At 33.2% G+C, this 12,660-nt stretch carries 10 protein-coding genes, 1 tRNA gene and 1 pseudogene; 3 read left to right on the top strand and 9 right to left on the bottom strand.

Translation table 11 applies throughout. From position 1 onward, the window contains the following. Positions 1–80: 80 nt before the first annotated feature. Entirely contained in the window at positions 81–635 is a 555-nt protein-coding gene (gene ruvC, locus OLM52_RS12525) for a crossover junction endodeoxyribonuclease RuvC (RefSeq protein ID WP_264548838.1), read from the bottom strand. Positions 636–689: 54 nt separating this feature from the next. Between ruvC and OLM52_RS12520 the strand changes: the two are divergent. Further along, a pseudogene (locus OLM52_RS12520) lies at positions 690–1,618 on the top strand (hypothetical protein). 170 nt (positions 1,619–1,788) lie between these two features. After that, positions 1,789–2,892, top strand: a complete 1,104-nt coding sequence (locus tag OLM52_RS12515) for a glycosyltransferase family 2 protein (protein WP_264548837.1) — start codon at positions 1,789–1,791, stop codon at positions 2,890–2,892. 2 nt (positions 2,893–2,894) lie between these two features. Here the strand turns inward: OLM52_RS12515 and OLM52_RS12510 are convergent, their stop codons facing one another. Then, positions 2,895–3,377 carry a hypothetical protein gene (locus OLM52_RS12510; protein ID WP_264548836.1) on the bottom strand — a complete coding sequence of 161 codons (483 nt, stop codon included), beginning with the start codon at positions 3,375–3,377 and terminating at the stop codon, positions 2,895–2,897. 1 nt (position 3,378) lies between these two features. Next, on the bottom strand, positions 3,379–3,996 hold the full coding sequence (locus OLM52_RS12505) for an energy transducer TonB (RefSeq protein ID WP_264548835.1): 618 nt from the start codon (positions 3,994–3,996) through the stop codon (positions 3,379–3,381). 65 nt (positions 3,997–4,061) lie between these two features. On the opposite strand from OLM52_RS12505, the gene OLM52_RS12500 reads away from it, so the two are divergent. Next, positions 4,062–4,562: a DUF456 domain-containing protein gene (locus OLM52_RS12500; RefSeq protein WP_264548834.1), complete on the top strand. Its 501-nt coding sequence runs from the start codon at positions 4,062–4,064 to the stop codon at positions 4,560–4,562. Positions 4,563–4,630: 68 nt separating this feature from the next. Here the strand turns inward: OLM52_RS12500 and OLM52_RS12495 are convergent, their stop codons facing one another. The 6 genes from OLM52_RS12495 to OLM52_RS12470 all read right to left on the bottom strand — a co-directional run bounded on the left by OLM52_RS12495 (position 4,631) and on the right by OLM52_RS12470 (position 12,575). Further along, on the bottom strand, positions 4,631–5,257 hold the full coding sequence (locus tag OLM52_RS12495) for a hypothetical protein (protein ID WP_264548833.1): 627 nt from the start codon (positions 5,255–5,257) through the stop codon (positions 4,631–4,633). A 233-nt stretch (positions 5,258–5,490) separates the two neighbouring features. Continuing rightward, positions 5,491–5,567, bottom strand: a tRNA-Asp gene (locus OLM52_RS12490). Positions 5,568–5,653: 86 nt separating this feature from the next. After that, positions 5,654–6,580, bottom strand: a complete 927-nt coding sequence (locus OLM52_RS12485; protein ID WP_264548832.1) for a DUF58 domain-containing protein — start codon at positions 6,578–6,580, stop codon at positions 5,654–5,656. A 202-nt stretch (positions 6,581–6,782) separates the two neighbouring features. Further along, positions 6,783–7,133 (bottom strand): thioredoxin, encoded by a 351-nt coding sequence (trxA, locus tag OLM52_RS12480; RefSeq protein ID WP_367224069.1) that lies wholly within the window; start codon positions 7,131–7,133, stop codon positions 6,783–6,785. 79 nt (positions 7,134–7,212) lie between these two features. After that, positions 7,213–11,736 (bottom strand): DNA polymerase III subunit alpha, encoded by a 4,524-nt coding sequence (dnaE, locus tag OLM52_RS12475; protein WP_264548831.1) that lies wholly within the window; start codon positions 11,734–11,736, stop codon positions 7,213–7,215. Positions 11,737–11,882: 146 nt separating this feature from the next. Further along, on the bottom strand, positions 11,883–12,575 hold the full coding sequence (locus OLM52_RS12470) for a DUF6252 family protein (RefSeq protein WP_264548830.1): 693 nt from the start codon (positions 12,573–12,575) through the stop codon (positions 11,883–11,885). Positions 12,576–12,660: the final 85 nt, after the last annotated feature.

Below are 12,660 nucleotides of genomic sequence, written 5' to 3'. Positions count from 1 at the left end.
TTTTAAAGCAATATTAATATTATTTCATAGGTAAGTTCTTTCCTCATTATCAAAGATAATATTTTTTACTTAAGTTAAATTTATCTTTTAACTCTATTTTCATTTTGCTTTACAAAAGCATCCCATCCCGTATAATTTTTTCCCACTTCAACTCTTCCCGAATTGAAAAAATGACAAACTGCAGCCGCCAAACCATCTGTGGAATCGAGATTTTTAGGAAGCTCCTTTAATCCTAATAATTGTTGAAGCATTTTGGCTACTTGTTCCTTACTGGCATTTCCATTTCCAGTAATAGCCATTTTTATTTTTTTTGGTTCATATTCGGTAATCGGAATATCTCTCGAAAGTCCTGCAGCCATAGCAACACCTTGTGCTCTTCCTAGTTTTAGCATTGATTGTACATTTTTACCAAAAAAAGGTGCTTCAATGGCAATTTCATCTGGATTGTGGGTATCAATTAACTCAATTGTTCTTTCAAAAATGATTTTTAATTTCTGATAATGGTTATCGTACTTGGACAAAATGAGTTCGTTCAACTGCAGAAATTCCATTTTCTTGTTGACTACTTTGATTAATCCAAACCCCATAATTGTGGTTCCTGGATCAATTCCTAATATGATGCGTTCGTTTGCCAAAATTTTGTTTCAAGTTTCAAGTTTCAAGTTCAAAGTTTTCGTTTCTTTGTACCAATGATTTCAATTCCTCACAAAGCTAAACAATTCCTTGTTTTTTCCATCAAACTTTTGATTGTAATTGGTGCGTTTTATTTTATTTACGACCAAATTGCTGGAAATTCAAAATTAGAATGGAGCAAATTCCAGACTTTAGTTTTGGAAAAAACCTCGGTAACGACCATCATTTTCATTTTATTGTTTAGTGTTGCCAATCGTTATTTTGAGATTTTAAAGTGGCAGAATTTGGTAACATTCATCAAACCGATTTCAATTGGCGAGGCAAGTAAACAAGTTCTTGGTGCCTTAACTGCTGGAATTTTTACACCAAATGGTTTAGGAGAATATGCTGGAAAAGCGATGTTTTTCAAAAAGAACAAACCAAAAAAATAGTGTTTTTAAATCTGATTTGCAACGGAATCCAGATGATTTTGACCATTATTTTTGGAACTATTGGATTGATTTTAATTGGTTATTGGAAATGGGCTTTAGCCATAATTGGAATTGCAATTCTATTGTTTTTTGCTTCAATTCTCTCGAAAAATATCACCATAAAAGGGTATTCGATTCAAAAATTATTACACAAAATCAACGAAATTCCAAAGAAGATTCACCGAAAAAATATTTTTCTTGGCGTTTGTCGTTACTTGGTTTTTTCGCATCAATATTATATTTTGTTTTTAGTTTTTGATGTAGATTTACCTTACCTAACTTTGATTAGTTCGATTGCTGCGGTTTACTTTTTAGCTTCTTCATTACCGAGTTTTCAATTTTTAGATTTTGCTGTAAAAGGAAGTGTGGCGATGTTTTTCTTTGGAAAATATGGTGTTAACGAATGGATTGTGATTTTCATTAGTACATTGATGTGGTTTTTAAACGTAGTTTTACCCGTAGTAATTGGAAGTTATTACGTGATGCGATTTAAGTTGAATGACAAAAAAGCATAATCCATTTTCTTTGTGTAAAAACGAAGTTTTCTTTGTCTTCTCAATAATTTTTTTCACTTTTACTATGTTTCTATGTGTTTTAAAATTTAACACATAGCCACAATAGATTTTGATTGTGTTGATTTTAGACGTTTCACTCAACATAACCCAAATAGAAATATTTTTAAATTATGTTGGAATTAATTCTCGGAACCGTTTTTCTCATTTACATCCTATTCATTGGACAACTGATTTATGGATTTAATCGAATGAAACGCTTTTCGAAAACAGAATTCACTCCAAAAACATCCTTTTCAATTGTAGTTCCGTTTCGAAATGAAAAAGAGAATCTTCCGAATTTGTTGCATTCGATTTCATTGTTGAATTATCCGAAGGATTTGATGGAAGTGATTTTAGTGGATGATGATTCAGAAGAAGTGTTCAGTGTTCAGTATTCAGTGTTCAGTTTGAAAGTAATTAAGAACGAAAGAAAATCAAATTCACCAAAGAAAGATGCTATTGAAACCGCAATTCAAATAGCAAAAAACGATTGGATTATTACTACCGATGCCGATTGTTTAGTTCAAAAAGATTGGTTGACAATTTATGACCAATATATTCAGGAAAATGAAGTTGACATGATAGCTTCTGGCGTTTGCTATCTTCCAAAAAATGGTTTCATATCGGCTTTTCAGAATTTAGATTTTTTGAGTTTACAAGGCGCTACGATTGGAAGCTTTGGAATTGGGAAACCTTTTATGTGTAACGGTGCTAATTTTGCCTATTCCAAACATTTTTTCAAAGAATTAAATGGTTTTCAAGGAAATGATTCGATTGCTAGTGGAGATGATGTTTTTTTATTACAAAAAGCGATTTTAGTTGCTCAAAAGAAAGTTGGTTTTTTATTGGCTAAAGAAAGTATTGTCGCAACAAAATCAGTAGAAACCTGGTTTGAATTATTTCAGCAACGTGTACGCTGGGCTTCAAAAAGCACAGGATATTCTTCAGTTTATGGAAAGATGTTAGCGCTTGTGGTTTTGGTTGGAAATTTGGCTTGGATTGTAACTTTCTTATTTTGGTTATTTCAATTAATTAATCCTAATATTTTTGTGCTTTTTATCGCATCAAAATTCCTAATCGATTTTATTTTACTTTATAAAACGGCAAATTTCTTTGAATCGAAATTGCAGTATGTATTAGCAAGTAGTTTGTTGTATCCGTTTTTTAGTGTTTCTGTGGCTGTGTATTCATTGTTTGGAGACTACAGTTGGAAAGGGAGAAATTTTAGAAAATAAAATTACTTTTCGACTTTAATAATAACCGGAAGTACAAATTGTGTTTTTACTTTAATTCCTCTTTTAATTGCAGGTTCAACTTTTGGAAAATCAGATAAACGAGCAGTTAAAATACTATCAATTTTAGTTTTATCGTACGCAACACTATCTTTTGAAAATTGTGGTTCAAATTGCAAACTCGCATCGGGGTTTATGGTCACTTTTACTTCAATGGTGTCCATTTCTGGATACAACATTTGCAACGTATCAATTCCTATTCGTTCCTGAATAGTTTGTGCTAAGTAATCAAAAAAACATTGTTTTTTTATTTCGGCATCTTTAATTGTATCGCATTGCAAAACAGATGGAAATTCATCCACTTCGTCCCAATTGATTTTTTTTAATTCTTGTTCTAATAATTCTTTCTCATCAGGTACTTGTTTTTCGAAGTACTGGCAAGATTGTAATGCTAAAAGCAAAAAAAACAGTTGAATTATCTTTTTCATATTATTCTTCCATCTGAAACATTATAGGTATTGCATAGGAAATATTAATCGGTTTTCCATCACATTTAGCAGGAATGGCTGTTGGTAACGATTTAATAATGCGAATAGCTTCTTCTTCTAAAATCAATCCGTTTTTTGGACCAATAGCTTCTTTAATTTGAAGATTTCCTTCCTTGTCAATAATAAAATAAACCATAACTCTTCCTTGTAATTCGTGTTTAATGGCAAATTCGGGATATCTAAACTTATTATAAATATGAATTTTAATGTAATTATCCAATGACTTTAACTCTTCTAGTTTAGTAATATAATTTTTTACTTTAAAGTAAGGTAATTCTTGAACTGAGCATTTTGTAAAATCATCAATATCATTTTTTACATTATCAGTTAGTTTAGATTTTTCAATAGAATCTGCTACTTTTTTCTGTTTTTTTGCCAATTTATCTGCCTCGACACGAACTAAATAAGCATCCCATTCTTTTTTCTTTTGGTTCTCATATTTTTCATTTTGAATTCTTGACAATTCTTTCAATTGTTCCTGTGTTGGTGCTTTTTTATCTTGAGCAACCGCTGCATTAACAAATAGAAAAGAAATAAAAAGTAAAAAAATAAATCGCATAGAATCAATAAATTAAAATTTTATGAAACAAAGTTATAAATTTGTTAGACAATAACTAAAATCTTATGGAATACTTTTTATTGATTCTGGGTCTCATCTTAATGTTAGTTGGTATTATTGGTAGTATTCTTCCTGCTTTACCTGGACCACCTGTGAGTTGGGTTGGTATTTTACTCCTTTATTTCTGTCAAGGAATTGAAACCAATTATTGGTTACTTGGTATTACTTTAATAATTGCCATTGTAATTGGGATTTTAGATTATATAATTCCAGCAAAAGGCACAAAATACTTCGGCGGAAGTAAATACGGCATTTGGGGAACAAATATTGGTTTAGTAATTGGAATTTTTGCGCCTATTCCTTTTGGGTTTTTAATTGGTCCATTTGTTGGAGCACTCGTGGGAGAACTTATTTATAACTCTCAAGAAAAAGGAAGAGCATTTAAAGCAGCAACTGGATCATTTATTGGATTTTTAGCTGGAACTTTTATGAAAGTATTAGTAAGCTTGCTATTTTTTGGATTATTTTTAGTTCTTGTTTGGCAAAATAGAGCGGTTTGGTTTTAAACTAAAAAAGCGCTGAAAAATTCAACGCTTTTAAAGAGGCCTAACCACTAAACCTAAAACAAAATTAATTAAAAATTTAAGATGTAAGAAAACTTAACCAAATTAGTACTTATCAACTTTTGATTGATATCATCTTTTTTGATTCGAGTAATATCTGACATGGCTTCATAAAAAATACCGAAATTCATGTACTTTGAAAAGGTAAAATCTAATCCCATTTCAAATGAAGAACCAAAATTCCATCCTAAATTCTTATCAGAACTAGTCGACAATGTTGTTTCAACTTCTGACTTGTATAAATGATTTGCATTTATTCCTATTCCAAACAACATATTAATTTTCGAATTATTTAGTGCATTATTTGAAAGTGAAGTTGCGTAAAAATATTTTAAAGGGATTTGCAAGTATGTGTTTTTTAGACTCGCTGTTTCTCCTAATGAAGTAAAATTAGAATTAAATTCTGCAAGAGTTACTCCAGATTTAAGCGTCGATTTTTCATTTAATCTATAAACAAATAAAAAATCACCCGCACTAAAGCTACCATTTAAATCAACCGCATCCTTTAAATCCAATTTTGATGAACCAAATTTAGCTGTTACTTCAAATCCATATTTATTTTGTTTCTCTTCAACCACATCCTGAGAGAACATCAATGTAAATGATAGCATGAATAATGCTGTAAATATATTTTTCATATTTTTTTGTTTAATTATTTTATAAATATATGCAACAAAAAAATAAAAACAAAAAAACAGCTGTTAAAAAAATCTATCCCTATTTAAAATCAAAAAAGCTCTGCATAAATGCAAAGCTTTCCATTGGTCTAACTACTAAACCTTTTGGTACTTTCGTACCTAAACAACACAACTATTTTAAATATTTTAAGAGGGCAAAAAAGCCTTTCTTAAAAGAAAGGCTTCCTCTTTACTGGCGGTCTGGACGGGACTCGAACCCGCGACCCCATGCGTGACAGGCATGTATTCTAACCAACTGAACTACCAAACCAGTGCTTGATTGCGAGTGCAAATATACTACGCTTTTTCATTCCTGCAAATATTTTTTAAAAAAATATTAAACTTTTTTTATCCATTTTACCCAAACTTTTGTTTTTCAACTAAATACGCCGTCATAATTTTTTCGAATTTTTCATCTACAGAAACCGGAACATACTTAATTTGGTACTGCATACAAGTTGTTTCAATTGTTTTGAAAAATGCTTCAACCTTTTTTTGATACATTTCTTGTGTGTTTTCGGCAAATAAATTAATCTCTTCTCCTGTTTCAACATCAATAAATTTTCGAGGTGTGTTATCAAAACTGAAATTTAATTCTGTTTTTTTATCATACACATGAAAAACAACCACTTTATGTTTATTATGTTTTAAATGTTGGAGCGCTTTAAAAATTTTCTCACTGTCTTCGTTTTGAAACATATCGGTAAACAAAACCACCATTGAACGACGGTGAATATTTTCGGCAATTTGATGTAAAAAAGTGACTGTATCTGTTTTTTTAGTTTGACCATTATGTGCCAAAACACCTTCCAGCTTGCTTAAAATCATGCGATGATGACGATCACTTCCCTTTTCTGAAGCATAGAATTCGTAGGTATCTGAATAAACACTCAATCCAACAGCATCGCGTTGTTTTTTAAGTAAATTCATTAAAACTGCAGAAGCCAGTACTGAAAAACCTATTTTATTTTCATAAAATTGCTGGTTATCTTTCAATTGAGGATAATGCATCGAAGACGAATTATCGATAATCAAATGGCAACGCAAATTGGTTTCTTCTTCGTAGCGTTTGGTATATAATCTATCGGTTTTAGCAAACAACTTCCAATCAATATGTTTGGTGCTTTCTCCTGGATTATAGATTTTATGTTCGGCAAACTCTGCTGAAAATCCATGAAAAGGCGATTTGTGCATCCCTGAAATAAAGCCTTCTACAATTTGGTTGGCCAATAGTTCCAAGTGCTCAAAACTCGATATTTTTTGTATTTGAGATTCTAAATTCATATCGTAAAGATAGAAAAAGATTTTAGAAATTGGAACGCGGATAAAACGGATTCGCTCAGGCGAAACACAGATTAAAACGGATTTTTATTGCATGAACTCTTCAGAGCAAAAAAATTATACTAAAACCCTATGTAACTATGTGTTTTGAAAACAAAAAAGGCTCAACTTTCGCTGAACCTTTCCTTTATCTTTTTTCTATTGATTATAGTAATGCGTCGATTGCATCAGTATAAGTTTTCTTAGGCGCAACACCAACTTGTCTACCCACTACTTCTCCGTTTTGGAAAATTAATACTGTTGGGATGTTTCTAACACCGTATTTTGCTGCAAATTCTTGATTTGCATCTACATCAACTTTTCCTACAACTGCTTTTCCTTCATACTCGCTGTGGATTTCGTCGATAACTGGTCCAACCATTCTACATGGTCCACACCAAGCTGCCCAAAAATCTACTACTACTGGTTTGTCTGATTTTAATACTACCTCATCAAAAGTAGCATCTGTTATTGCTAATGCCATATTTTTCTTTTTAGTTTTATACTTATTATGAATGCAAATTTAGGAATTAATTACGAATGAAAGTGTGTTTTAAGATTAGTTTTGATTATGCAGTCATTTGAAGAACTTATACTTAATTCAATTTAAAATTTACTTGCATTTTTTCTAATTCTTGAAGTAATTCGGATGAAATCTTTACTTTCAATTTTCGGCTTGGCATTGAAAGCTTTGTTTTTACAATGATTTCTTCTTTTTCGACAGGAACTTCAATATTCATTTCGACTTCTTCACCTGCTTCGTCAACTACCTCTTCTTCAACATCAATTGGCGTTATTACTGAAACATCTGCTGCTGCAGTTTTAATTTTTTCCAATTCCATAACTTCAAAAGTCACCGAATTATCACCCATATTTGCTGCAAAAAGCTCATTCAATTCAGCAACAAAATTGGAATGCAGATCTTTAATATCTAAGTGAATAAATAGTTTTTTAGCAAACGTTGGCAACACATCAGCTAACATTTTGGCATCTAAAAATTGAATTCTTGGGTCTGATTTTTTACCTGTTTCACGATTTACCCAACCTTCTTTCACGTTAATCTTAAAATACACAAACTGATTTTGCAACAAGAAATGACGGTATTTTAAATATTCTTCGTCAAAAATTCGGAATTCATAACTTTCATCATACCCTTCTAACACAAAAGTTGCCCAACCCTTTCCGTTTTTGGCTGTTCTGTGTTGTACATTAGTTACAATTCCACCAAAAGAAAGGTTTTTGCCCAAATGTTGTTCTAAATTTTTAAGCGATTCTAATTTAGCCGTGCAGAAATATTTCATTTCAAACTTGTAATCATCTAACGGATGTCCAGAAATATATATTCCAACAACTTCTTTTTCTTTGGCTAATTTTTCCATCGTACTCCAATCCTCACAAGGAGGCACAATCGGTTCAGCAATTTGCACTTCCGACGCATCGCCAAACAAACTTACTTGTGATGAATTTTCGTTTTCTTGAAATTTCGAACCATAACGAATCGCTTTTTCTAAAAACGTAATTCCATCGCCGTCATGATGAAAATATTGGGCACGATGTGTTTCTATAAAACCATCAAAACCACCTGCTAATGCTAAGTTTTCAAACGCTTTTTTATTGGCTGCACGCAAATCAATACGTTTGGCTAAATCAAAAATAGATTTGTAATTTCCATCTTTTCTATTCTCAACAATGGTTTGAACTGCTCCTGCTCCAACACCTTTTACAGCTCCCATTCCGAAACGAACAGCATAGTTTTCGTTTACCGTAAATTTATAATACGATTCATTCACATCTGGACCCAAAACGGCTAATCCCATGCGTTTACATTCTTCCATAAAAAACGAAACTTGCTTGATATCGTTCATGTTATTCGATAGTACAGCAGCCATATATTCCGCTGGATAATGCGCTTTTAAATAAGCCGTTTGATAAGCAATCCAAGCATAGCAAGTAGAGTGCGATTTGTTAAACGCATAACTTGCAAACGCTTCCCAGTCTTTCCAAATTTTCTCTAAAATAACAGGGTCGTGACCTTTTTCTGCGGCTTGATTGATAAATTGAGGTTTCATTTTGTTCAAAACTTCAATTTGTTTTTTACCCATAGCCTTACGCAAAACGTCGGCATCACCTTTTGAAAATCCAGCTAATTTTTGTGACAAAAGCATTACCTGCTCTTGATAAACTGTAATTCCGTAGGTTTCTGCTAAGTATTCTTCACACGCTTCTAAATCGTATTTGATTTCTTCTTCGCCGTTTTTTCTACGAACGAAAGAAGGAATATATTCCAATGGTCCTGGACGATATAATGCGTTCATGGCAATTAAATCGGCAAAAACCGTTGGTTTTAAGTCCTTCATGTATTTTTGCATTCCAGGCGATTCATATTGGAAAACCCCAACCGTTTCACCTCTTTGGAATAACTCATATGTTTTTTGGTCATCAATTGGAAAATTATCAGGATCTAAATCGATTCCTAAACGATATTTTACCAATTTAACGGTGTCTTTAATTAAGGTTAGGGTTTTTAATCCCAAAAAGTCCATCTTCAACAAACCTGCGCTTTCCGCTACCGAGTTGTCAAATTGCGTTACATACAAATCGGAATCTTTCGCCGTAGTGACTGGAACGAAATTGGTAATATCGCTTGGCGTGATGATTACTCCACAAGCGTGAATTCCGGTGTTTCGCATGGAACCTTCTAACACTTTTGCTTGCTGAATAGTTTCTCCTGCTAAATCTTCTGAATTGGCAATCCCAATTAATTCTTTGACTTTATCAAATTCTTCCGAACGCAATGCTTTTTTGAGTTCGCTTTCGTCTTCGGCTAAAAATCGTGCTAAATTCCATTTGGAAGGCATCATTCCTGGAATCAATTTGGCAATTCTATCCGCTTCAAATAATGGCAAATCTAATACACGAGCGGTATCTCGAATCGCAGACTTTGTAGCCATCTTACCATAGGTAATAATTTGCGCCACTTGATTAGAACCATATTTATTGATTACATAATCCATGACACGACCACGACCTTCATCATCGAAGTCGATATCGATATCGGGCATGGAAACACGGTCGGGATTTAGGAAGCGCTCAAAAAGCAAATCGTACTTAATGGGGTCGATATTTGTAATTCCTAAACAATACGCAACTGCAGAACCCGCAGCAGAACCACGACCTGGACCAACGGAAACATCCATTTTTCGGGCTTCTGCAATGAAATCTTGTACAATTAAGAAATAACCCGGATAACCCGAATTTGAAATCGTGAGCAATTCAAAATCCAAACGTTCTTTGATGTCATCTGTTAATTCTGGATAGCGTTTTTCAGCTCCTAAATAGGTTAAATGCCTTAAATAATTATTTTCACCACGCACGCCGCCATCTTCGGCATCTTCAGGAACTTCAAATTCATCAGGAATTTTAAATTTTGGAAGTAATACATCTCTATATAAAGAATACGCTTCCACTTTATCGATAATTTCCTGAATATTGATAATTGCTTCGGGTAAATCAGCAAAAAGCTGCTTCATTTCGTCACCCGATTTAAAATAATATTCCTGATTAGGCATCCCATATCGATAACCACGTCCGCGACCAATTGGTGTTGCTTGTTTTTCACCATCTTTTACACATAATAAAATATCGTGTGCATTGGCATCTTCTTTATTAACGTAATAGGTATTATTGGTCGCAACCAACTTCACATGGTGCTTTTTTGCGAAAGCTATTAAGGTTTGATTAACCCGATTTTCGTCTTCTTGCTTGTGTCGCATTAATTCCAGATAGAAATCTGAACCAAATTGCTCCTTCCACCAAATTAAAGCTTCTTCGGCTTGACTTTCCCCTACATTTAAAATTTTACTCGGAATTTCTCCGTATAAATTCCCCGATAAAACAATGATATCTTCTTTATACTGCTCCACAATTTTTCTATCGATACGAGGCACATAATAAAACCCGGCCGTGTATGCGATGGATGACATTTTGGCTAAATTGTGATAGCCTTTTTTATTTTTTGCCAATAAAACAACCTGATAGCCGTTGTCTTTTTTGGTCTTATCCTTATGATCGTCGCAGATATTGAATTCGCATCCAACTATCGGTTTGATTTCTGTTTCTGTAGCTTCTTCTCCTGCTTCAATTGCGGCTTCAATTTTTGCTTTTGCGGCTTTATTATGATTCATAACTGCACTTACAAAATGGAAAGCCCCCATCATGTTACCAGTATCTGTCATGGCAACCGCTGGCATTTTGAATTTTGCTGAAGCTTTTACTAAATCATTAATTGCAATGGTAGATTGTAAAACCGAAAACTGTGTGTGATTGTGCAAATGTGCAAAAGCTGCGTCTTTTAAATCTGATTTTACTTCATCTGAAATCGTAGTTTGAACTTCCTCTTGTTCAATTTTTTTCAAACGCGCTCTAATTTCTTCAGAGGCTTGTTTCAGATTGATATGTTTTAATCCGATTAATTGGATTTCGCCCAGATTTTTTTCTCGGAAACTTCTGAAATATTCAGGTGTTACATCTAATTCTTCTTTAGTAAAAACTTCTCTTTTAATTAGTTCAAGAAAACAACGAGTTGTTGCTTCCACATCGGCAGTTGCGTTGTGTGCTTCTGCGAAAGGTTGGTTGAAAAGATATTGATGTAATTCTGTTAATGTTGGTAGTTTAAATCTTCCACCGCGACCACCCGGCAATTTTAATAAGTTGGCGGTGATTTCTGTACAGGTATCTAAAACCGGCATTTTTGACAAATCTGAACCAATGTTCATACGATGGAATTCGCACCCCATAATATTAACATCAAATCCTACATTTTGTCCTACAATGAATTTTGTTTTGGAAAGCGCAATGTTGAATTTTTCTAAAACTTCAGAAAGCAAAATTCCTTGCTCAATTGCTAATTCTGTAGAAATACCATGAATTCTTTCGGCATCATACGGGATATTAAACCCTTCAGGCTTTACCAAATAATCTTGATGCTCAATTAAGTTTCCCATTTCGTCGTGCAACTGCCAAGCAATTTGTATACAACGAGGCCAGTTGTCGGTATCCGTTATGGGAGCCGACCAACTGCGGGGTAATCCAGTGGTTTCTGTATCGAAAATTAAGTACATCTATCTGATAATTAAGCTAAAGGCAAAAGCAAGAGCTGATTTTGAATAAAAACAAAAATACATTTTCTGTTATTGAATGCCAATTTTAGTTATTAACAAAAAAGCCATCTAAAAAGATGGCTTCAAATATATTTATTTATAAACTTCTATAAACCTAGTGGTAATTTGTAGAATACACCTTCAGAAAAAGTTACAACTTCTCCAGAAGCATTAACAGCATTAAATTTAAATTTACCTGTATATAAGCCGTTTTCAACTTCTTCAATAGTGATTTCTCCATTGCTTGATTGTACGTTAACAATACTAAATGTTGCATCATTATTTCCACCTACTATTGTTATAACATCTCCAGCTTCATAACCATTTCCTCTTGCAACTACGGTTACTCCCGTAACAACTCCAGCATTTGTTTGTGTAGCCACTCTTAAACCAACACCAGAACCACCAGTTGTCTGCGCGCCAGGTACATTCATGTAGCCAGTTCCTCCGGTAATCATTCCAGACAATTTAAATGCAGGTCCTTCAACAGGTGCTGTATTATAGAAATCTTGAAAATTTTGCACATCGTTAGCATAAGAAGCATGATTACCAAAATAATCTTGTGTTCCCAACGTATACGTTCCAACATTTGATGCGTTTGATTTTAATACCACAGTTTCATAAGCAGTATATGCAGTAATTGTCATTCCTCCATCGCCATCAATAGAAACTATTGCATCATTTGCTCTCCATTGCACGTTATTTAGTTTTGCCTGAAAACCTGGCGTATTGGTTTGAAGATCTTGCTGACAAGAATTAAATAATACCGCAATAGCTATTAAAGAAAGAAATTTTTTCATTGTTTTAGGTTCTAATTATATGTAGGAAACAAAAATAACTTTTTTATCTAAATAAATTCATATTCACTCTAAAAATATTTTTCAA

Source organism: Flavobacterium sp. N2820 (assembly GCF_025947285.1).
Lineage (GTDB): Bacteria > Bacteroidota > Bacteroidia > Flavobacteriales > Flavobacteriaceae > Flavobacterium.
Note: the sequence above shows the minus strand (reverse complement) of the source record. Positions and strands in the feature narration are given on the sequence as shown.

What these genes read in the sequence shown, in the direction of transcription:
- dnaE (WP_264548831.1), bottom strand. Translation starts at nt 11,736, where the DNA reads ATGTACTTAATTTTCGATACAGAAACCACTGGATTACCCCGCAGTTGG.
- OLM52_RS12510 (WP_264548836.1), bottom strand. Translation starts at nt 3,377, where the DNA reads ATGAAAAAGATAATTCAACTGTTTTTTTTGCTTTTAGCATTACAATCT.
- OLM52_RS12485 (WP_264548832.1), bottom strand. Translation starts at nt 6,580, where the DNA reads ATGAATTTAGAATCTCAAATACAAAAAATATCGAGTTTTGAGCACTTG.
- OLM52_RS12505 (WP_264548835.1), bottom strand. Translation starts at nt 3,996, where the DNA reads ATGCGATTTATTTTTTTACTTTTTATTTCTTTTCTATTTGTTAATGCA.
- OLM52_RS12470 (WP_264548830.1), bottom strand. Translation starts at nt 12,575, where the DNA reads ATGAAAAAATTTCTTTCTTTAATAGCTATTGCGGTATTATTTAATTCT.
- OLM52_RS12495 (WP_264548833.1), bottom strand. Translation starts at nt 5,257, where the DNA reads ATGAAAAATATATTTACAGCATTATTCATGCTATCATTTACATTGATG.
- OLM52_RS12515 (WP_264548837.1), top strand. Translation starts at nt 1,789, where the DNA reads ATGTTGGAATTAATTCTCGGAACCGTTTTTCTCATTTACATCCTATTC.
- OLM52_RS12500 (WP_264548834.1), top strand. Translation starts at nt 4,062, where the DNA reads ATGGAATACTTTTTATTGATTCTGGGTCTCATCTTAATGTTAGTTGGT.